23 protein-coding genes and 1 pseudogene are annotated in these 19,192 nt (G+C 40.2%); 14 read left to right on the forward strand and 10 right to left on the reverse strand.

Annotation, left to right across the window (positions count from 1 at the left end; translation table 11 throughout):
- A pseudogene (locus CS931_RS07445) lies at positions 1–274 on the reverse strand (terminase large subunit); the annotation flags it as partial.
- Positions 275–583: 309 nt separating this feature from the next.
- On the opposite strand from CS931_RS07445, the gene CS931_RS07450 reads away from it, so the two are divergent.
- Positions 584–1,561 (forward strand): phosphotransferase enzyme family protein, encoded by a 978-nt coding sequence (locus tag CS931_RS07450; RefSeq protein WP_099205157.1) that lies wholly within the window; start codon positions 584–586, stop codon positions 1,559–1,561.
- A 43-nt stretch (positions 1,562–1,604) separates the two neighbouring features.
- On the opposite strand, the gene CS931_RS07455 is transcribed toward CS931_RS07450, so the two are convergent.
- Both CS931_RS07455 and CS931_RS07460 read right to left on the reverse strand, forming a co-directional pair.
- A complete protein-coding gene (locus CS931_RS07455; protein WP_099205158.1) occupies positions 1,605–1,835 on the reverse strand; it encodes a DUF4314 domain-containing protein in 231 nt (76 codons plus the stop codon).
- Entirely contained in the window at positions 1,828–2,508 is a 681-nt protein-coding gene (locus CS931_RS07460; RefSeq protein WP_099205159.1) for a virulence protein, read from the reverse strand. Before CS931_RS07460 ends, CS931_RS07455 begins: the two co-directional genes overlap by 8 nt.
- 280 nt (positions 2,509–2,788) lie before the next feature.
- Between CS931_RS07460 and CS931_RS07465 the strand changes: the two genes are divergently transcribed.
- Positions 2,789–3,619: a class I SAM-dependent methyltransferase gene (locus CS931_RS07465; protein ID WP_099205160.1), complete on the forward strand. Its 831-nt coding sequence runs from the start codon at positions 2,789–2,791 to the stop codon at positions 3,617–3,619.
- A 96-nt stretch (positions 3,620–3,715) separates the two neighbouring features.
- Here CS931_RS07465 and CS931_RS13150 read toward each other — a convergent pair whose 3' ends face one another.
- The 7 genes from CS931_RS13150 to CS931_RS07495 form a co-directional block, all read right to left on the reverse strand.
- Positions 3,716–4,045: a DNA-methyltransferase gene (locus CS931_RS13150; protein WP_503167622.1), complete on the reverse strand. Its 330-nt coding sequence runs from the start codon at positions 4,043–4,045 to the stop codon at positions 3,716–3,718.
- Positions 4,046–4,099: 54 nt separating this feature from the next.
- Positions 4,100–4,981, reverse strand: a complete 882-nt coding sequence (locus CS931_RS07470) for a ParB N-terminal domain-containing protein (protein ID WP_503167623.1) — start codon at positions 4,979–4,981, stop codon at positions 4,100–4,102.
- 4 nt (positions 4,982–4,985) lie between these two features.
- On the reverse strand, positions 4,986–5,522 hold the full coding sequence (locus tag CS931_RS07475; protein ID WP_099205161.1) for a hypothetical protein: 537 nt from the start codon (positions 5,520–5,522) through the stop codon (positions 4,986–4,988).
- A gap of 381 nt (positions 5,523–5,903) precedes the next feature.
- On the reverse strand, positions 5,904–6,245 hold the full coding sequence (locus tag CS931_RS07480; RefSeq protein WP_099205162.1) for an HNH endonuclease: 342 nt from the start codon (positions 6,243–6,245) through the stop codon (positions 5,904–5,906).
- 253 nt (positions 6,246–6,498) lie between these two features.
- Entirely contained in the window at positions 6,499–6,813 is a 315-nt protein-coding gene (locus tag CS931_RS07485) for a hypothetical protein (protein ID WP_099205163.1), read from the reverse strand.
- A 12-nt stretch (positions 6,814–6,825) separates the two neighbouring features.
- Positions 6,826–9,012, reverse strand: coding sequence for a phage/plasmid primase, P4 family (locus CS931_RS07490; protein WP_099205164.1), 2,187 nt, complete (start codon positions 9,010–9,012; stop codon positions 6,826–6,828).
- Between the two features lies 1 nt (position 9,013).
- A complete protein-coding gene (locus CS931_RS07495; protein WP_099205165.1) occupies positions 9,014–10,951 on the reverse strand; it encodes a bifunctional 3'-5' exonuclease/DNA polymerase in 1,938 nt (645 codons plus the stop codon).
- A gap of 426 nt (positions 10,952–11,377) precedes the next feature.
- Here CS931_RS07495 and CS931_RS07500 point away from each other — a divergent pair, with 426 nt between their 5' ends.
- From CS931_RS07500 to CS931_RS07555, 12 genes are all read left to right on the forward strand, one after another.
- Positions 11,378–12,055, forward strand: a complete 678-nt coding sequence (locus CS931_RS07500) for a helix-turn-helix domain-containing protein (protein WP_099205166.1) — start codon at positions 11,378–11,380, stop codon at positions 12,053–12,055.
- The gene (locus CS931_RS07505) at positions 12,052–12,672 is read left to right on the forward strand and encodes a CPBP family intramembrane glutamic endopeptidase (protein ID WP_099205167.1); all 621 of its coding nucleotides are present in this window, start codon (positions 12,052–12,054) and stop codon (positions 12,670–12,672) included. The genes CS931_RS07500 and CS931_RS07505 overlap by 4 nt, the downstream gene beginning before the upstream one ends.
- A gap of 345 nt (positions 12,673–13,017) precedes the next feature.
- On the forward strand, positions 13,018–13,593 hold the full coding sequence (locus CS931_RS07510; RefSeq protein ID WP_099205168.1) for a TetR/AcrR family transcriptional regulator: 576 nt from the start codon (positions 13,018–13,020) through the stop codon (positions 13,591–13,593).
- 42 nt (positions 13,594–13,635) lie between these two features.
- Positions 13,636–14,466 (forward strand): class I SAM-dependent methyltransferase, encoded by an 831-nt coding sequence (locus tag CS931_RS07515; protein ID WP_099205169.1) that lies wholly within the window; start codon positions 13,636–13,638, stop codon positions 14,464–14,466.
- Positions 14,467–14,510: 44 nt separating this feature from the next.
- Positions 14,511–15,410, forward strand: a complete 900-nt coding sequence (locus tag CS931_RS07520; protein ID WP_099205170.1) for an EFR1 family ferrodoxin — start codon at positions 14,511–14,513, stop codon at positions 15,408–15,410.
- Positions 15,411–15,492: 82 nt separating this feature from the next.
- Positions 15,493–15,969, forward strand: coding sequence for a hypothetical protein (locus CS931_RS07525; RefSeq protein ID WP_099205171.1), 477 nt, complete (start codon positions 15,493–15,495; stop codon positions 15,967–15,969).
- A gap of 81 nt (positions 15,970–16,050) precedes the next feature.
- Positions 16,051–16,443: a VOC family protein gene (locus CS931_RS07530; RefSeq protein WP_099205172.1), complete on the forward strand. Its 393-nt coding sequence runs from the start codon at positions 16,051–16,053 to the stop codon at positions 16,441–16,443.
- Positions 16,444–16,553: 110 nt separating this feature from the next.
- Complete coding sequence (locus tag CS931_RS07535; protein ID WP_099205173.1) at positions 16,554–16,979, forward strand: hypothetical protein; 426 nt, start codon at positions 16,554–16,556, stop codon at positions 16,977–16,979.
- Positions 16,980–16,997: 18 nt separating this feature from the next.
- Positions 16,998–17,444: a pyridoxamine 5'-phosphate oxidase family protein gene (locus CS931_RS07540; protein WP_099205174.1), complete on the forward strand. Its 447-nt coding sequence runs from the start codon at positions 16,998–17,000 to the stop codon at positions 17,442–17,444.
- Positions 17,444–18,070, forward strand: a complete 627-nt coding sequence (locus CS931_RS07545) for a CPBP family intramembrane glutamic endopeptidase (RefSeq protein ID WP_099205175.1) — start codon at positions 17,444–17,446, stop codon at positions 18,068–18,070. Before CS931_RS07540 ends, CS931_RS07545 begins: the two co-directional genes overlap by 1 nt.
- Positions 18,071–18,123: 53 nt before the next feature.
- Entirely contained in the window at positions 18,124–18,594 is a 471-nt protein-coding gene (locus CS931_RS07550) for a hypothetical protein (RefSeq protein WP_099205176.1), read from the forward strand.
- A gap of 17 nt (positions 18,595–18,611) precedes the next feature.
- A complete protein-coding gene (locus CS931_RS07555; protein WP_099205177.1) occupies positions 18,612–19,181 on the forward strand; it encodes a hypothetical protein in 570 nt (189 codons plus the stop codon).
- Positions 19,182–19,192 lie beyond the last annotated feature (11 nt).

Here is a 19,192-nt window from a genome sequence, read left to right on the forward strand (position 1 = left end):
CTAATTCACTTTTTCCGTTTTTCTTTGGAACTTCTATGTAAGCTCTGCGAAATTGTCGGCACTGTGTATCTTTTCTGACAATGCCGAATAGGTCGCGGATAATGCGCTCCTGCCAATCCAGAAGCTGAAAAGGCATGCCACGCCATTTTCCCGTGCCATGCTTTAGGTGTTCGACAAACAGTACCGCTGAATCAGCAAAACTTTTCTTATATATCGAGCCGGGAGCCTTGAAGAGACTTGGCTTGTAGTTTTTTAATCTGCGAAATTCCTCCACATAGTCACCTCCGAACGAAAATATACCCATTCATAAATATATGCGTGATTATATGGTTATAGACATTGTCCGAAATAATAATCTGTATTTCAGTATTAGACTTGACTTACCATAATATTTATGGTAAGATAACTTTAAATTGAAAGGTAGGTGAGTGTTATTATGAAAATTTATTCGTTAATGAAAAATCGAAGTGATATTGCTCACAATGTAAACATTCAATAATTGTACTTATGTTTATTTTTTCAGCGATAAATTTTTTGCACTTCTGTTTTTCAGAAGTGCATTTTTATTTCTGAAAGGAAACATATGCTTAAATTAAGAAATCTAACCGAAAACTTCACGCTAGTAAAGGAAGTTCTACAAAAGTACTGGGATTATGATGAAGAAGGACTTGACGAAATGTTGGGTTATTATCGCATATCCTCCAACGGAATTTACCCCTATTATTATGAGAAAAACGTTCGTTTTCTACGCATTGCACCTGTTGATGAAAAGCTGGAGAAAAACCTTTATGGTGAAATTGCTTTTATCAAGAACTTAAATCAAAACAATTATCCTGCCTTAAAGCCAATCACGAGCAAGACTGGAGAAAGCGCAGTGCTCACTAATACGCCATGGGGAAAATATTACGTTACGTCATTTGAAGCTGTCAGCGGCATACAAATTTCTAAAACGAATATGTCGGCAGAAGTGATGTACGCTTATGGCAAAGCATTGGGCAAGCTCCATACTTTGTCGAGCGAATATACTCCAACGATTAAGAAGTGGGATTATAACGAGGTTTTGGATTGGATTGATACAGTACTTATCGAGTACAAAGCACCACAATTTGTTCACACCGAATTGGCATCAATTAAAGACTTACTTGCAAAATTACCAGCTAACACGTTAAGCTATGGCTTGGTTCATTATGACTTTGAGTTTGATAATGTGTTTTATGATGAGGGTACGCATTCTTGCTCAGTGATAGATTTTGACGACGGCATGTATCACTGGTACGCCCTTGACATTGTTCAAGTACTGGATTGTATTGAGGAAGAACTGGACAGTGGGAAATGGGAAATGGCAAAAGATGAGTTTATAAACGGATACCGCTCGGAGCATTTGCTTTCCAAAGAAATGGTGGACAGCTACCCACTAATGAGACGTTTTACCAATCTATACGGTTATGCACGGCTAATACGCTGTGTTGCTGAGACATTTGATGCTGAGCCTGACTGGATGTCTGAGCTCAGGATTGAGTTAAATACTGTGATTCGTGACAAAGAAAGTAAGATGAAATAATGATAACAGCAGGAACTTGAACATTCGAGTTCCTGCTGTTTACTTATTCAACTATCCTAAACCCATCAATCCCAACAATCAAGTTCAAACCTTCCCCGTTATCCCACCGACACAGTATATGCTCCTTGTCGTCAACGCCAATAACAGTCGCCTTGTCACCGACTTTTAGCTTTGTATAGGGGTCATCCATCGGTGCGGTTAGCTCAACACGAGTGCCAGCTGGGTAGTCCTTGCTAATACGCTCGACTTTTGCTTTTGTAGGAAAATTATTCATCACCCTGCACCTCATTTTCTGTGGTGTCAGGGTGTTCTTTTTGTGGTTTTCCATAGCGAAAAGCAGAATTTCCGCTCAAATTCTCACCCATGATTTTCCTCAGATATTTATACTCAACCCCTGTACACCCGAGAGAAATAAGCCAAACCCTCATGGTAAATTTCTCGTTGTCAACGCCATCCTGTTGTTTAGCATTCACACGCTTTTTCTCTTTTGCTGTGTTGCAAAGTGCGGTGACGAGTTGTGCGTATGCGTGAACACGCTCACTGTCCTCTGTAAACATGCACCATGGGAATTGAACTCTATCCTCCAAAAGCAGAATCGGTAATTCCTCAACTCCAAGTGCTGTCATGAGCAGATTTTCCTTTGATTTTACCATTTTGCGTAGATTTTCAAGGCTGTTTTCTGTGAAACCGTCAAGTGGTATTTCAATGGTAATGCTGTCTGGAATTGGCACACTTTCTGGGATAAAACCTTGTTTTTCAAGTTGTTCTAAAAGCTTGGCGGTTACTTCACCTGTTAGCGTTCCTTGCTTGTCAATGTGAATTTGACCCACTTCATATGCCGCCGAGGGCATACCCAAGTACTTGATTGGCTGATTCAATATTTCCGAAATAGCACCAACCAGTCTTTTTCGCTCTGCGCCCATCACGTTGAATTTGTATTCTTGCATTTTTGTACCTCCAAGAGTGTTTTTTACGTTTCCGTACACACATTAACGCTCTAAAAGCAAGTGAAGTCAAGGAACAAAACATAGATATTAGATGGTTTCACTTGTATAAAGTTCGAAATGGAGATGTTGACTTTATTATATACAAGTGTTATTATTAATTCTAAAAAGCCAATTATATTTTTGAAAGGGGCTGATCGTTATGAATTTCAATCAGAGAATTGCATGTAACAAAATATGGAGGGTGACAATATTTTAACCCTCCTACAAAATGGAGGAAATTATGTTTGAAAAATCAAGAGACTATTTGGCGAAACCAGAGCTATATATTCCAAGCACTGATCCCTTTTGGGATGATGAACATATATCAAAAGGAATGCTTGAAGCACATCTTAATCCACACTGGGATGCAGCAACTCGTAAAAGTGACTTCTTAGACATGTCGGTTAGTTGGATAGCCTCAATAGCTCCGCCAAAGCAATTTCATCAATTACTGGATTTGGGGTGCGGTCCTGGACTATATGCCGAACGGTTTAATAGTGTCGGATATTCGGTGATAGGGATTGACTTTTCCAGTCGCTCAATTGAATATGCGAAAGAACAAACACAGCATAATAAAAGTAATATCGAATACCATTATCAAAATTATTTAACAATTGATCATGTTGAGAAATTTGATGTAATAACGTTGATATACTGTGATTACGCCGCATTATCAATTACTGATCGGCTCATTCTATTAGAGAAAATTCATCGAGCGTTAAGACCAAATGGTAAATTTATCTTCGATGTATTCACTCCTAAAATGAGAAAAAAAGAAAGTCGAACTTGGTGTTATGAAGAGAAAGGCGGCTTCTTTTGCAAAGAACCATATATCTGTTTAGAATCCATTTATCAATACGACGACTATGATGAAACGGAATTAAGACAAAGTATTGTGCTTAACGAAACAGAGGTACATTGCTATAACATTTGGGATCATTTCTTCACTAAAGAAAAACTGTTATCAGAAGCTCAACCTATAGGATTTGGCGCGTATGATTTTTATGGTGATGTTTCAGGTAAAAAATACTCAGATGCGGAAGAGACAATTTGTTGTGTGTTTACTAAGTAGACACTATTAATATTATGAGTCTAATACGAAACTGAGAAACTCAACTTATTAATAAAAGGGCAACCAAGTAGCGATAACTTGGTTACCCTTTGTATTTTATGACAGTTCGTGATATGTCGTTTTCTCCCCATTCCTAAGCAAAAATATCCCCTCATCACTCTCTTTGAACGCAATAAATCGCTTCACAATCACATCGCAGTATTTTGGATCAAGCTCCATTAAGCGAGCAACACGGTCGCATTGCTCAGCCGCCAGAAGTGTCGTCCCCGAGCCACCGAATAAATCCAGCACTATATCGCCGTCACGAGAAGAGTTGTTGATGGTTTTCGCCACCAGTGCCACTGGCTTCATGGTGGGGTGTTCCTCTGACTTTTTCGGTCTGGGAATCTCCCAGACGTCCGATTGCCCACGGTCTTTCAGCTCCACCAGCCGTGCTTTACCCTCAAGCCAACCATACCAAATCGGCTCATATTGCGTATGTTAATCCTTGCGTGACAGCACGAGAGAATCCTTGTACCAGATAATCGTCGATGACCAGTGAAAGCCACTTTCTTGGAGTGCTTGCATACAAGAACCCCACTCCTGCGCACTCATAGCCAAATACAGGATAGCTCCCGGTTCGCAAGCTGTAGCTAAAGCTTTGCATGAATCTAGCAAAAAATCATAGAAATCAACAGCGGACATCTTGTCGTTCATGATTGTGCGTTTCTTCCACGAGGGGTGGGCAGAACCGCCGTAATCTACATTCCACGGTGGATCACAAAAGCTCATTTGCGCCTTTTTGCCGTCCATGAGTGTTGCGACTTGCTCTAAATCCGCGGAATTCCCACACATCAAGCGGTGTTTGCCAATCAGCCAAATATCACCAAGCTGGGTAATAGGTTCGGTTATCTTTTCAGCCTCTGTATCAGCATCAAAATCGTCTTCTTTGTACTCGCCAGACTCACGGCGAACCTCCTGATACAGCTTATCAAGCTCCTGCGTTTCAAAACCAAGCAGCGGAATTTCCATGCCAGCAGACTCAATATCCGTAATCACAGTGTACAATTTAGGTCTATCCCAATCGCCTTGAATGCGATTCAGTGCCACATTCAGCATTTTCTCACGCACTTCGTCCATGTCTACCACAACGCAGTCGATTTCCGTGTAGCCAAGATGCTGCAGAACCTTAAACCGCTGATGTCCACCCACAATATTGCCTGTGCGAGAATTCCAGATGACAGGCTCTACATACCCGAACTCCTCCACCGAACGAAGGAGTTTTTCATAGTCTTTATCGCCCGGTTGCAAATCAACACGAGGGTTGTATGTCGCCGGATTCAGCTTATCAGCAGAAACTTTTTGAATTTGCATATCACCCATAACTTTACTCCTGTTTCGATTTTTTACGCGTTCTGCCGCCAAACATCACTTTCATCAGGTCTTGCTCCGGGTTATCGACTGTGCGCTCACTGTTGCGAGAAATAATGTCCCAAATGGTCGCCCAAATTGCCAGCACAATTTTTTCCTGTTTCATGGCAAGCTCTGGATATTTTGAAATCTCCACATCACCGTTGTCAGTCTTGCCCACAATGGGGTAAAAACGTGACTCATACTGGGTTTGCAGCAGATTGTATTTCGCCAGAGCATACTCCGTGATGAGTTCACGTGGAATGAGGTATAAACAGCCGGAAGGCTCCATGTAACGAATTGCTTCCCGATAAATCTCAGATGGTTTTTGTGTGGGGCGGTCTTTGATTCTAATCATGTCATCGAGGTAACCAGGTGGCTCTGATGGGTCATAAGTATCGTCAAAAAACGCCACTTTCGTGAGCGGACGGTGACCAGGATTGCCAGCCGCAATCTTCTCTGCAAGGGGTTTAGGCTTGCGTCCTGCGCCTTTTCTTGCGCCGCCTCTGGGCATGGCTATCCCTCCTGTTTGAATCTCTCTTGTTTTATGATATGCTATCACTTTTCAAAACTTGCTTGTACGGGATTTATTTGTCAGAACCTGTCCTTTTGTGCCGAACCCTTGTCCGTGCCGAATTTTTCTTGTCCTGCCGCCGTTTTGCGTCTGCTCTGCGTTTTTCCCACCCCAAAATCCGTACATTTTTAGACTTTTGCGATACAAAATGATTGATTTATTCTGACTTTCTGAAAAACAAGGGAAATATCAGAGTTTTAGACATGACAAAGTCCCACAAACACTGGGTTTGTGGGACTTCTGAAATCTTTGAAATCGCGTAAGTTTAGCGCGAAACCCTGCGCCGATTGCGCAGCAAAGGGTGGTAGAGATAGATACCCCCTACCCCCGACGGTGGATTTTGTTGTGACAAGAATGGCATAGCGACATGAGATTGGAATCTTCATGTGTTCCACCGTTTTCGGTGGGAACAATGTGATGCACAAGGTTGGCAGGGGTGAGCTTATCAGACTTCAAACATTCTTCGCATAGAGGGTGCTTGGAAAAATAAAGGTCACGTAGGACACGCCAGCGGTGATCATAAGTGCTGGAATAATCAGCTCTACGAGCGGTAGCATTGTAGTCACGGTTCACAATGGTTTTATGTTTCGGACAGTATCGTCCCTCACGAATTACCTCGGGGCAGCCGGGGTAAGCACAGGGTTTAAATGGCTTTTGTGGCATAAGCAAGCTCCTTTCAAAAGGACTGGCATGAACGGCAAACAGGGAGAGAACACCAGCTCTACTATATCTTTTATATCTTTTTAGCGTTTTATTTTACGCTTCGCGTTATGCAATAACTTTGGAAAAAGCCTTTGTGCCGTTCCAAACCGCATGAACACGAGATAAATACCCTTCCGAATAGTGTTCCATACCATGTGAAAGCGTTCCCAAAAGGGCAAAAAAATAAAGGTTATTTGTCGGGGAGTTCTGCTTTTCAACGCAGTTTTAAGCCTTTGAAAATTGCTCTGCGAGTAATGGGTTCATCATGCAGTGTGACAACTCCACGCTGAGAATTTGTTACTTCTTTCAGAAAATTTGGAAAAGACACCTTGCCGCGATTGTTTGCGTTACAATACTCCACGAATGCACCGTAGACTTCTTTACGGTAACTGACAGCATCTGGTTCGAGCAAACACTGCTCCTGAATAAAAGCGAGAACCGTGTTATTTTCAATCTTATAGGCTTGCAGCTCTGCTTTGGTGCGCTTGGTTTCGGTAAACTGATAGTGGCTAGCAATTAGCCTTTTCAAGCCGTCTATTGCCTAGAGTAAAATGCCGTCACGTTCCAGAGACAGTTTATCCCCAAGCTGGAGGTCGTGCTTGTCGGGAGGCACAGGCTTACTGAATCGAATGATGATTAGACGGCGGTAAAAGGCTTCGCTTTTGTCACCATAGTTGCGTGGAATGTCGTTGCAAGAATACAAGAATCGGGCAAATGGTTTAAAACTGAATGGGTCTTTGTGTTTGCGCTCGCCTGTAATGTAATCTTCACCAGTGACAGCTTTGAACATACCCGCATCGTCAATCTTCTTTGAGGGTAGGTCGGCAAATATATTTGCCAGTTTTCCGAAGAGCTCTGCTGGCTGGAAACGGTCGGACAGGGATTGAAGCGGTATATTACTGACATTTTCAGCACCCAGCAGAAACTCTTGTAAACAGGTAAGAATCGTGGATTTACCCACATTCGGTAAACCGCAGAGTAAAAAGCTTTTCTGTGCCTTTGTGATGGGTACAAGAAAATATCCGAAAATCTCTTGTATTAAGTTGATTTCAGGCGGCTCAAGGGCACTGTTCAGAAATTCCATAAAGCGTGGACATTTTGCCTCAGGGTTATAGTTTGCTTTCATCTGAACGGTTGAATAATACGCTGGTTCGTGGTCACGAAAAGAATCATCAAGCACATTGTATAAGCCATTTTTGCAGTTGATAATAAAAGGGTTTGCATTGACTTCCCGAATAGCCTTTCGGATTGTCAGCTGCCATTGACCCTCAACATCGTTGATTTGGTTCATGGTGACATCACGCGGATTGAGGTAAGTGCGAACAGTGGCTTTTGCATCTTTTTCTGTTCGTGGCTGATAAACGCCAGTTTCATAGAAATAATATTGCTCCGTGCAGTAGAAAGCATGAAATGTTCCCATCAGATGATTGGCAAGGATACCAGGCATTAAGCGTGGAACACCATTTCTATTAACCTCGTACCACTCGTCTAAGCCTGACTTCCTCTTTTTCACTTCATTATGACTGACAAATTTGCTATAAATCTCACGATACAAGGCTATCAATCCACGCACATCACTGGATTTATATTCAAAATGCTTCTTCATGTCATATCGAATGAACGGCTCGGCAAGAGAAGGCTCTTGGTTGTAGAGATAATCAGCAATATAGCGATTAGCAAGCTGTAAATCGGCAACCGTATCACCTGACTTTTTGATGGAATCCAGCCATTTCTTGAGTTCCACCAGTGTTGCAGGAAAAAAGGCTAACCCGGCTGGAGATTTTGCTTTGCATTTATGTTCATGAGGGCATTTAAAGTCGCCCTCAAAGATTTTCTTGCAAGTAATCGGCTTTGTTCCAGAAGCGTGAAAATGCTCAATTTTGCTTTGGGTCTGACGAAACGAATACTTGGGGTACGGCTTTGAGAGCTTGTGAATGGCTTCTTCACCGCCCTCGAACACAGCCATGTTGGAAATCATAGCGTACCAATCCGGTTCTGGAAGCGTTTTAGCTTTTCTTTTACAATAGGTGAAAAAAGGGCATTTTCTTCCCATGAGAGATAGCCCTTTTTGCTGTCCACGCTCTTTTATAGCAGATGATTCAGTTCTATTCGAGAAGCTTTCTTCCTCTGGAATTTCAGGCAGTTCTGCCGAAATCTCTGCTTGTGTATAACGCAGTTCTGGGTTGAATTTGATGCACTGCACCAAAACAGGCTCGCCCTTGCAGTGATAGAAGCCTGGAATCCGCATAACTCGGCTCTCGTTGATACATTTGGGATCACCAGAAAATTGCTTCACCAATAGCCCTTGAATAGGTCGGAATTTCTCTACTTTGGCACTGCTTTTCATCAGCCAATAACAGTGGAGGGATTTCTGTGTTTTGACAATAATAGAGGGTTCGATTTTAAACACTTTGATTTTTTCAAGCTGTTCTTCAAAAGAGCAATTGTCCATTTCGACAAACTGCGCATTAACCCGGTTAATGGTTTCATCCTCGTGACCGCCGGAATTCACAACAAAGAAAACGCCTCTGTCAGCCTTGTTATGTCGTTCCAATGTTTCGGTTATATCGGAAAAAGCTTCAAGTAGGCATTCGAGCTTTTGCCCGGCAAAGCTGCCATCGCCCTTATCTTCAAAAACACGCAAACAAACGCGATCTTCCGGTTCAAAGAAAGCGTGCAGGAAATCTTCTGACGGCACATTGATTGGAGTTAGCGAATAGGCACTCATGTTACACCTCCCATTCGTGGAGTTCACCGAAACGTTTCCCTGCAGCAGCCTCAGCGATAATTGGCACAGAAAATGCTTCAAATGGCTGTTGTTCCATGCAATTTTTGATGAAATTCACGGTATTTTCAAGCTGTTTTTCAGGAATTTCAAAGACCAATTCATCATGTATTTGTAGAATCGGCATCAACCATGGGCGATCAGGCAAGCCTTTTAGAATCCTTGCCATAGAAAGTTTCAGAATATCTGCAGCTGTGCCTTGGATTGGAGTGTTCATCGCTACACGTTCGGCAAAGGATTTTTTCGCCCAATTTGAGGAGGCGATATCGGGTAGATTGCGCCGTCTGCCAAGCCAAGTTTCAGTGTATCGACGAAACCCAGCACGCTTCTTGACTTCTTCCTGCCAACGCTCAAGTCTAGGATAGCCGATTTTCAAGTTGCGAATAATGGTTTCACATTCTTCAAGGGAAACGGTCAGCCCTGCCTTGAATTTCAAAGTTTTCTGTAATCCCTTTGGGAACAAGCCGAAGAACGTACCGAAATTGCAGTTTTTAGCTATGGTACGGCGTTCCTTGTACTGTGGGTGATTTTTATCACTGGCTTCTTCAATGGGAATACGATAAATGACGGCGGTTGTGAGTGCGTGAATATCACCGCCGTTTTGGTAAGTTTCGAGCATCCGCTCATCTTTGCAGTAAAAAGTACCCACACGCAATTCTATTTGAGAAAAGTCTAGTGATAACAGCAACTTACCCTCGGAAGCAACCATGAAATTACGGACGCCGACATCATCAGCGCCACTTCTCGGCATATTCTGACAGTTAGGCGAGCGTGAAGCGAATCGTCCTGTTTCAGTTGCAAGAGGCAGTAGATCGGGATGAATCCGACCTGTGGCTGTGTTAATGTATTTCAAATAGCCGTCTATGTAGGTACTTTTGATTTTCGCCCAATGTCGGTATTCTTGTACATAATCGAATAAGGGTACGAGATTTGGTTTGTTTTCTGCACACCATTCTTTCAACAGAATAATCGCTTCGTCATCAAGTGCGTTGTTTTCTTTGGCGGTGAGCTTCATTCTGGGAAGTTTCAATGTGTCAAAAAGATACTTCTTGAAAGCAGCTGTACTGGCATTTGAGCCAATGTTAATATCACCGATAATGAACTGGATTTCATACTTGAGTTGCCCAAGTTTTAAATCACATTCCTTTCGCTTTGCAAGCATGAGATTCTTATCAAAGGGTAGTCCGTTGTATCGCATAATGCCAACATAGACGGCGGTTGGTGATTCGATTTTCTCCACAATATATCTGTGCTTAGGCAGGAAACGGTCAAACCAGTTGTTCAGCAGATGATACAACCGCAGAGCATAGTCTGCATCGGCACAGGCATAACAGACTGTTTTTTCATCTTGTGGGTTGAGTTCATCAAAGTGTTTGCTGCCAACGGTATCCTCATATGAGGGTAGTTGTTCGTTAAAAAACTCTTTTGCTAGAGTTTTTAGTCCACAGTCACCAAGGGTACGAAATTCTTTCTCATTCTTGTAAATGAGCTGCGCGGCTGCAATGGTATCATAGCACGGTTCTTGTACTACAATGCTGCCACCGGGGCTCCCGGCACGAGCGTAGAGAAACTGGCTCTCGAAAGCAAGGTTGTGGGAGATTTTGGTGATGCTAAAATCAGCGAAGAAGTCTGTAAGCCAAACCCATATCTCCGCTTGATTTTCTGCATTTTCACCTGTTTTATGAACTAGTGGCAGATATACGGCACTGTTTTCAGCAACGGAAAAGCTAATGCCAACGATATGCGACTTATGAGCATCGAGTGCTGATTTCTCTTCAACCCTGTATTTTTCATCTGGCGCGGTTTCAAAATCGAAGGCGACAATGGTTGCGCCAGAGAGGGAGTTCTGTAGGTCTAATAGAGATAGAATAGGTTTGTACATTGCATGAGTCCTCCTTGTCATTATGCTAACTATATCTATATGACAAAAAAGGATCAGTTAAATATTGTCCAGATAAAAAGATATGGAATACAGAAATATTTATGATACATTTGTAAACAATCAGCTTAATTCTTTTAAGATTTTATGCTATAATAACAAAAAAGACGACAAAAAGGTGGATGCAATCGTAGTAGTTTGCTATAAGAAATGATGGAAACAAGTGTATTTGTACGGATAATCTAGATGTGCTGAAAATGATAGCAAGTTGTATAAAGCTTGTCAAAGGAGTTTGTACAGCACACTATCCGTTAGCGATTAAGCAGCCATATTCCACTCAGAGTAGACTAAATCCAACAGGCTGTGGGTTGTACTCATTTATCAAAACAACTATAATAAAGATATAACAGACTGCAACTTGGAGGGTATATGGATACAGTTAAAATTGGTGCATACATAGCACTATGTAGAAAAACACACGGCATGACTCAACAACAATTAGCCGATGAACTTGGTATTACCAATAAAGCGGTATCAAAATGGGAAACCGGACAAGGGATGCCTGATGTCACAATACTGCCAGTATTGGCTAGTATATTGAGCACAAGCGTAGATGATTTGCTGTCCGGTGAAAAAACGATTAATGAAAAAACAATAGATAGCGAAATCATCAAAAATGTCAAGAACAATATTATCGACGGTGAAAATAGGCGATTTTATGTCGCAAAAACAATTGCAAAACTCAGTCTATTTTTTGCGATTCTGGGACTAGTGTTGCCCTATTTTATATGGCTTGAAACCGAAAATTATATGGGTATACTCTTTGGTAGTTGGTTAGAGATATGTAGTTGCGTTGTATTTTTTGCAGGATATGGTTATGCTAAAAATGGCATAAAACAAAATCAGTTAGTTGATGAATTAAAGCAATTCAAGATAAAGTGGTTACGCATTTCATTTGTGGGTTGGTTACCATTGCCATCATATTTAGTGATATCACTCATCTGCGATGTATTCAGTGCGCAATTTGCGTTAAAACTCACTTTATCGTTTGTGCTTACACTCAGCTTATACTTTGGGCTCATATACTGGAAAAGAGCGTCTAAATGACGATGATACAAGATTTTATTTCGGCTATTTTTTATGGTGTACTACAACTTCTCCTATTTGCCTTGATTCCATTGACATGGTGGTTGTTCACGGCGAGAAAAAACCACAGTTTTTTTGTCTGGATAGGGTTACATAAAACATCTGTGAAAAGCAAAGCCCGATTATTTATTGCCATCAGCATTTTTGTTATTATTATGAGCACTATGTTCTCGGTCATTATCCCGCTTTTATTGGGAAATGTGGAAAATGCAACGACTCAAAAAGTTGGAAAGGGTATAACGGCAATACCAAGCATAATAGTATACAGCTATATACAAACTGGGTTATCAGAGGAAGTGTTTTTCCGTGGCTTTATCGGTAAGCGTTTGATGAGTAAACTTGGCTTTATTTGGGGTAACACTTCACAAGCATTTATTTTTGGTGCAATCCATAGCTTATTTTACATAACACAGATAGCGCTTTGGCGGTGCTTAGGATTTGGTTTGCTGGTATTTATAATGGCATGGGTTCAAGGATATCTCAATGAAAAAGTTGGAAAAGGCTCTATTGTACCAAGCATACTTTGTCATGGAACAATGAATGCTTTAAGCGGCATCGTTGCAACTATAAACGCATAGATCTAACCTGTTCTGAGAAGAAAGCACGGAACAGCAGCAGTATCTATCCCCCTGTTATGTACCCTTATCGTCTTCTTGCACATTACGTCCTATGTGAGTATAACACTATTTGGTATGACTTGCATTTTTCGAATAGAATTGAGGGTAAAAAAACGAAAAGTTAGTAAAACCAAAACGGTTTATGAGACCATAATAGATGGCTATTACGGTCTTAATTGAATCAATATAGAAAATAACAAGTATCGGCGTTTTAAATAAATTATCAAAAAAACCATTGAATTCATTGACAAAAGTGTCCGAGTTTTGATATAATGAATATATATTCATTGAATAGAGGTTCAACAAATGGGAATAAGAAATGAACAAAGAGAAGCAAGGTACTGGGAGATTCTTTCTGTTGCGCTCGATTTATTTATAACAAAAGGATATTCGGGGACAAAAGTTGCGGACATTGCCACAGCGGTTGGCATGAGTACAGGACTTTTATTTCATTACTTTAGATCGAAAGAATCACTTTATGAGGAACTTATCAAGCTTGGAATTTCCAGTTCGACGAATACTTTTCCTAAAGAAAATGACGACCCCTTGCGTTATTTAGAAGAAACTGCCAAGCAAATATTTACTAGTTTGGAGGAACAACCTTTTGCAGCTAAAATGTTTGTGTTGATGGGGCAAGCGTACTATTCAGGGGTTTCCTCCTATGCCGATGAATTAAAATTAATGGAAGTGGATATGTACACTTCCACTGTTGCCCTAATGAAAAAGGGACAAGAACGAGGTGTCATTCGTGAGGGCGACCCATATGCCCTAAGCATTGCGTATTGGAGTTCGATTCAAGGCATTTGCGAACAAATGGCGGTATTGCCAGATGCCCCTTGCCCTAAAGGTAAATGGATTGCTGATATGTTTCACAAGTCGTAATCAAAATCGAATTTTACTGACTACTTTTAAGGATAAATAGCTATGTATAATAACATTTTTAAGCACTTGGAACGTCCAACGCTCTATAAGCAAAATGATGAGATCTTTTGGAATGATGAACATATTTCAAAACACATGCTTGCAGCCCACCTTAACCCTGATTTTGACGGTGCAAGCCGAAAATTATGCTTTATTGACCAGTCTGTAAAATGGATATCAGAAATTATACCGTTTTATGACTATCCCCGATTATTGGACATAGGTTGTGGTCCGGGGTTATACGCTGAGCGGTTTTGTAAAACCGGTTATAAAGTAACGGGAATTGATTTTTCAAAACGCTCAATTGAATATGCTAAGAATTCTGCGAATAAGCAAGGTTTAGATATTACTTATGTTTATCAAGACTATCTGAAAATGGATTACAGCAATGTTTTTGATTTAGCCACCTTTATTTATTGCGATTACGGTGCTCTGTCAACCGAAAACAGAGCAATTATTCTACGGAAAATATACCATAGTCTAAAAGTTGGCGGAAAACTCGTATTGGATGTATTTTCTATGGTGAAATACGACGATTTTGAAGAAATGAAAACTTGGAACATTCATGAGAATGGCGGATTTTGGAGCGCAAAAAGATATCTGTCATTAAAAGCACACTACAAGTATTCTGACAATGTGACACTGGAACAAACAGCTGTTATCACCGACAGTGAAATCAAAGAATACTGCATATGGAATTCTTGCTTTACGTTAAAAACCCTAATGAGAGAGGCAAATGAAGCAGGATTTCACAAATTTGCAGCATTCAGTGATGTAACCGGAAAAGCTTATACGGAAAACAGCCACACGATTGCAGTTGTTTTAGAGAAATAGTAATTAGGGATTTTCCATTGAGTCTAAAAAATAGAGTTGATGTGATGAATATTTATTCCAACATAAAGATTGCGTACTATTCCGGAACAGGCGGCACAGAATTAGCGGCGAAAACACTGCAAAATACAATTATAAAAGCAGGTTGCGTTTGTACATTAGAGCGTATTGCTTTTGATATGAAAACGAGCGACAGAAAGTTTGATTTACTCATTTTGCTTTTTCCAGTCCATGCATTTAATGCACCGCACGCTGTTTATCAGTGGCTTGACGGCTTGGAAACAATACGAAATGTCAATGCAGCCGTCATTTCTGTTTCAGGCGCAGGTGAAGTTTGCCCCAACACAGCTTGCCGTGTTGGAAGCATGAAACGACTTTGCAAAAAAGGCTATCATGTTGTATATGAACGTATGCTTGTCATGCCATCAAATTGGGTATCACTCCCGCCAAATCCCCTGCCATATTTACTGATTAAGGCACTGCCAATTGCTATTGAACAGATTTCACACGACATATTATCAGGCATTATAAAAAAATCCTCACCGCTATGGATAGATCGACTTTTTTCAAAGCTCGGAAAGCTTGAAACAGCAGGTGGGCATTATTTTGGGAAACGCATAAAGGTACTAGAAAACTGCACTAAATGTGGTTGGTGTGTCAAAAATTGTCCGTCTGGTAATATTGTTCTGCAAAACGGAATGCCGACTTTTAGCGATAAGTGCCATTTCTGCCTAAAATGCATCTACGGCTGCACAAGTAAAGCTTTACAGCCGGGAACCTGTAAATTTGTTGTCATTCCAGAGGGGTATTGTTTACAACACATCGCACAACGACCTCCGCAAAACTCTCAGTTACCTATGAAAGATTTAAAGGTTGGGTTCTTCTGGTCTGGGGTTAAGAAATATCTATTGTCACTGAACACTCATCAACATGATGGTTCAAAGTAACCTGTGTAGGAGAATTCAAAATGAAACCCTTTGAAATTGCGTAATTAATATGCGCTTTTATTAAATTATTGGAGGTATAGCTATGAATTTCCGAGTTATCTCACTGCCATCCTTTAAGGCTGTTTCGTCTGGATTGGACAAAAATTTTGACTTTTCAGAAAATGGTGTTTTAGGAAAGTTCAATGCATATTTCTCAAAAATTAAACCACAGCCAGCGGATAACTTTTCGCCAAGAGATTATCTATACTTTGACGAACAGCAAGGCGGTATGGTCTGGATTTATGCGCTGACGGATTATGTCGACACAGAGGATTTTGAAACCTTTGATTTTGACGGTGGCTTGTACATTACATATCACTACAAGGACGGCGATCACGAGGGAAATGACTGTTTATACAAAGAAGTGCTTAAATGGGTTGGAAAATCCGAACTATTTGAGCTAGACAAGCGAGAAAATCACTATTCTATGGGGCATATTATTACGCCGCAAGAAGTAATTAAGGCACAAGGTTTTGCACAAATGGAGGCATTTGTACCTGTGAGGCTAAAAACCGAATAATGAAACTATCAAAAGCTTGCAATTATTTAGGCACTACTCTTAAATCATAACACAGAAAATATATAGTTGGGGAGTATTACCATGAAACTAGGTGCTACATTATATATAGAAAATACAGTTGAAGCTGTCGAATTTTATAGGCAAGCTTTTGGATTAACTTTAGGATATCATGAGAAAAATTCAAACGGCACGTATATGCATGCAGAACTCCTAAAAAATGGAAACGAGATGTTTGCCGTAAGCGAATCATCAAATGTCAAATTTGTTTCAATGATGCTTGGCTCGTCGCTAAAACAATCACGTCCAACCATGAGTTATAGCCTCAATTTCGATACGGAAATTGAGGTTATGAATGCGTATGAATTATTATCAAAACAAGGCACGATAGTATTGGCGATAGGCAAATTGCCATGGAGTGACTGTTGTGCTGAAGTAGTGGATAAGTACGGTGTTTATTGGTATATCACGACTTGAAAAAAGGATCATTGTGCTTGAAAAAGTACCAACTAACGCAGATACTTGTTTAATGATATGGAAAAACTGTTAGCTATTAAGCGAAAACCGAATAAATAAAGGATATATTTATGAAGAAAAAGTGTTGTATGGTTGCAAATCTATTGCTGCTTGCGTGGTTCTTTCTAGACATGGCGGGTATATATTTTGAGGATACCTATTTAGTTACCCGTTCGTGGAAAGAGGACGGAATATTTATGGTTATCTTTGTTGTTGCACTGCTCTTTTTTATGTTAAGAGAAAAGATAGGTAAATATATCTTAATCGGTTGGCAATTGATGTGGCTCATTACGCAGTTTATCTCCCATGAGTATTACACCATTTTTGGTGGTGGAGAAGCTAAAATGCGCTATTTCACTGATTCTATAAAGTTGTTTTCTTCCGAAAATCGCTATATTCCTGACTTATATCATATTGTGCTTCATGTTTTTATTGTAATAGCATTGATAAGCACAATTTTGTATGTTAGTGGCAATAAAAAGAAACGCATTTCATGAAATACAAAGGATGATTCTATGAAAACAAAAGAACAGATATTAGAATTTATACATAAGCAAAAAGTGGCTTTCATTGCCTCAGTGGATGACGAGGGTTTTCCGAATATGAAAGCGATGCTCATGCCACGAAAAATAGAAGGTAATTTTTTCTATTTCACGACAAACACCTCATCACTAAGGGTAAAACAATACCAAGACAACGAAAAAGCAAGCATTTATTTCTTCAACAAAGGGCGCTTTCGCTATAAGGGCGTCATGCTTATTGGCACGATGGAAATTTTACAAGATACGGATATAAAGCAGGAAATTTGGCGAACTGGCGACACAATGTTTTATAAAAAAGGTATCACCGACCCTGATTATTGCGTGTTAAAGTTTACTGCAATAAAAGGACGGCATTATTGTGATTTGAAAACCGAGAATATTGATATACTAAGTTTGCACAATGAGGATGGTAGCGGTTGATGGGAAAAGCAAACACTAAGATTACGCTAACGGCTTTGAGTGTAATTTTTATAGGCTTTGTTGTGGCGATGGTGGCGAATATATATATTAATGAGTGGGCATTTATTCCATTAGCACTTGTATATTGGACGTCTATTTTCGTTATCGTTAAGCCTACAAAAAAGAAGTTGACGTTAATCTTATCTCAGAATACAAGATTAAAATATATTCTGATTTCCCTTATTCCTGTGCTGTTCGGCATCGCTTCGTTTGCATGGGGAATTCAATACATAAACGGGTTTGCTTTAATTTTGCTGTGGATCATATTTGCTGTATTCAACCCTATCGCAGAGGAACTTTTTTGGCGTAGTTATCTACTAGACAATTTATCTTGGAAACCGGTAGCAAAAATTCTTTTTTCGACAGGACTTTTTCTTTTAAGTCACATGATGTGGGGTGTGTTTTCTATCACAATCAGAAGCCACATAATGATTTTACCCTTAATTGTCATGGGTTTAATTTGGGGATATGTCTATCACAAGACAAAATCCTTAAAGTGGTGTATCATTGCACATTGTTTAGTAGACATTTTAAACTTATCGGTCTGGGTTTTCTTGAATATTTACATACCGCCCGTTATTCAATAGCAACGTATACAAACACTAGAAAAACAGGTTAATTTATTTTGAAAGGTAATTTTATGGTACATTTAGTTTATTGCGACAACGCAGGCAAAAAAGGTGAACATGTTTTAGACAAAATTATAACTGGTGAAAAAACCATGGTGGTGCGTGGGGCGGCTGGAAGGAAAATTCCTCATAGTCGTGTTTTCGAGGGCGAAATACTGTATTTTATGGAAAAAGGCACAGCTGACATTTCGGCAAAAGCTATTGTGAAATCCGTGCAAAATTACGTCAAGCTGACAGAAGATGAAATTAATCAAACCTTTGCTGACAATCAAGAAAAGTTGGCTTTAACAGACAAGCAGCGTACTCGTTGGCACAAAAAATGCTTGTGTTTGGTGGAATTTGCACAAGTGGAAAAAATTGAGCCCGCTCTTGCGTTTGACCACCAAGGCAATATGGACGATTGGCTAATTATTGAGAAAATTGAGGACATAGTTGTGGGAACAAGTATCCCATACAACTATGAAAAATCGAGGTTTTCGTAAATTGGAGAGTTTCAATTATGAAAATAATGCTAAACATGATGAAAAAGAAAAAAAGTGGTGTATCACCTGATATATTACCCTTGTTCGAGGATATCATTATTCAACACAGCGGTACAGATTGTGACAATTATTTTATGCAAGCAATGGGTGAATATTTGCCACAAAATCAACGCTATACGTTGTGGGAGATGCACGGCGGCTGCCAAGGAACTGGACAGGATAAAATCAGAAAAGCCTTTGCATTACAGCACGTGGGAAAGCCGCTGCGTACCAGATTTGAACGCTACATAACTGCCTTTATCGGTGATTTTACTGGGAAAACTTGTGATATCACACTTAATGAGGACGACAATACCATCACAGTGACATTCGCTTGCGAGGATTGTTATAAGCATACAGTCAGCGGTAAATACACAGCGCCCTTGTCATTGTATTATGAATCCTGTGCCGGCGGTCGTATGTACGGCTTGGAAAAGGCGTTGGGTATTAAGCTGAAAATTAAGTCAATGAAAATACCAGAATCTGATATAAGCAAAGAAAATCCATGTGTTTATATTTATGATATTGTTAGTGATGCTAAACTTTAGTGTATTGTATA

Origin of the sequence: Scatolibacter rhodanostii (assembly GCF_900197595.1) — a bacterium.
In the GTDB taxonomy this organism is placed as follows: domain Bacteria; phylum Bacillota; class Clostridia; order Oscillospirales; family Acutalibacteraceae; genus Scatolibacter; species Scatolibacter rhodanostii.

What these genes read in the sequence shown, in the direction of transcription:
- CS931_RS07450 (WP_099205157.1), top strand. Translation starts at nt 584, where the DNA reads ATGCTTAAATTAAGAAATCTAACCGAAAACTTCACGCTAGTAAAGGAA.
- CS931_RS07455 (WP_099205158.1), bottom strand. Translation starts at nt 1,835, where the DNA reads ATGAATAATTTTCCTACAAAAGCAAAAGTCGAGCGTATTAGCAAGGAC.
- CS931_RS07460 (WP_099205159.1), bottom strand. Translation starts at nt 2,508, where the DNA reads ATGCAAGAATACAAATTCAACGTGATGGGCGCAGAGCGAAAAAGACTG.
- CS931_RS07465 (WP_099205160.1), top strand. Translation starts at nt 2,789, where the DNA reads ATGTTTGAAAAATCAAGAGACTATTTGGCGAAACCAGAGCTATATATT.
- CS931_RS07470 (WP_503167623.1), bottom strand. Translation starts at nt 4,981, where the DNA reads ATGGGTGATATGCAAATTCAAAAAGTTTCTGCTGATAAGCTGAATCCG.
- CS931_RS07475 (WP_099205161.1), bottom strand. Translation starts at nt 5,522, where the DNA reads ATGCCCAGAGGCGGCGCAAGAAAAGGCGCAGGACGCAAGCCTAAACCC.
- CS931_RS07480 (WP_099205162.1), bottom strand. Translation starts at nt 6,245, where the DNA reads ATGCCACAAAAGCCATTTAAACCCTGTGCTTACCCCGGCTGCCCCGAG.
- CS931_RS07490 (WP_099205164.1), bottom strand. Translation starts at nt 9,012, where the DNA reads ATGAGTGCCTATTCGCTAACTCCAATCAATGTGCCGTCAGAAGATTTC.
- CS931_RS07495 (WP_099205165.1), bottom strand. Translation starts at nt 10,951, where the DNA reads ATGTACAAACCTATTCTATCTCTATTAGACCTACAGAACTCCCTCTCT.
- CS931_RS07500 (WP_099205166.1), top strand. Translation starts at nt 11,378, where the DNA reads ATGGATACAGTTAAAATTGGTGCATACATAGCACTATGTAGAAAAACA.
- CS931_RS07505 (WP_099205167.1), top strand. Translation starts at nt 12,052, where the DNA reads ATGACGATGATACAAGATTTTATTTCGGCTATTTTTTATGGTGTACTA.
- CS931_RS07510 (WP_099205168.1), top strand. Translation starts at nt 13,018, where the DNA reads ATGGGAATAAGAAATGAACAAAGAGAAGCAAGGTACTGGGAGATTCTT.
- CS931_RS07515 (WP_099205169.1), top strand. Translation starts at nt 13,636, where the DNA reads ATGTATAATAACATTTTTAAGCACTTGGAACGTCCAACGCTCTATAAG.
- CS931_RS07520 (WP_099205170.1), top strand. Translation starts at nt 14,511, where the DNA reads ATGAATATTTATTCCAACATAAAGATTGCGTACTATTCCGGAACAGGC.
- CS931_RS07525 (WP_099205171.1), top strand. Translation starts at nt 15,493, where the DNA reads ATGAATTTCCGAGTTATCTCACTGCCATCCTTTAAGGCTGTTTCGTCT.
- CS931_RS07530 (WP_099205172.1), top strand. Translation starts at nt 16,051, where the DNA reads ATGAAACTAGGTGCTACATTATATATAGAAAATACAGTTGAAGCTGTC.
- CS931_RS07535 (WP_099205173.1), top strand. Translation starts at nt 16,554, where the DNA reads ATGAAGAAAAAGTGTTGTATGGTTGCAAATCTATTGCTGCTTGCGTGG.
- CS931_RS07540 (WP_099205174.1), top strand. Translation starts at nt 16,998, where the DNA reads ATGAAAACAAAAGAACAGATATTAGAATTTATACATAAGCAAAAAGTG.
- CS931_RS07545 (WP_099205175.1), top strand. Translation starts at nt 17,444, where the DNA reads ATGGGAAAAGCAAACACTAAGATTACGCTAACGGCTTTGAGTGTAATT.
- CS931_RS07550 (WP_099205176.1), top strand. Translation starts at nt 18,124, where the DNA reads ATGGTACATTTAGTTTATTGCGACAACGCAGGCAAAAAAGGTGAACAT.
- CS931_RS07555 (WP_099205177.1), top strand. Translation starts at nt 18,612, where the DNA reads ATGAAAATAATGCTAAACATGATGAAAAAGAAAAAAAGTGGTGTATCA.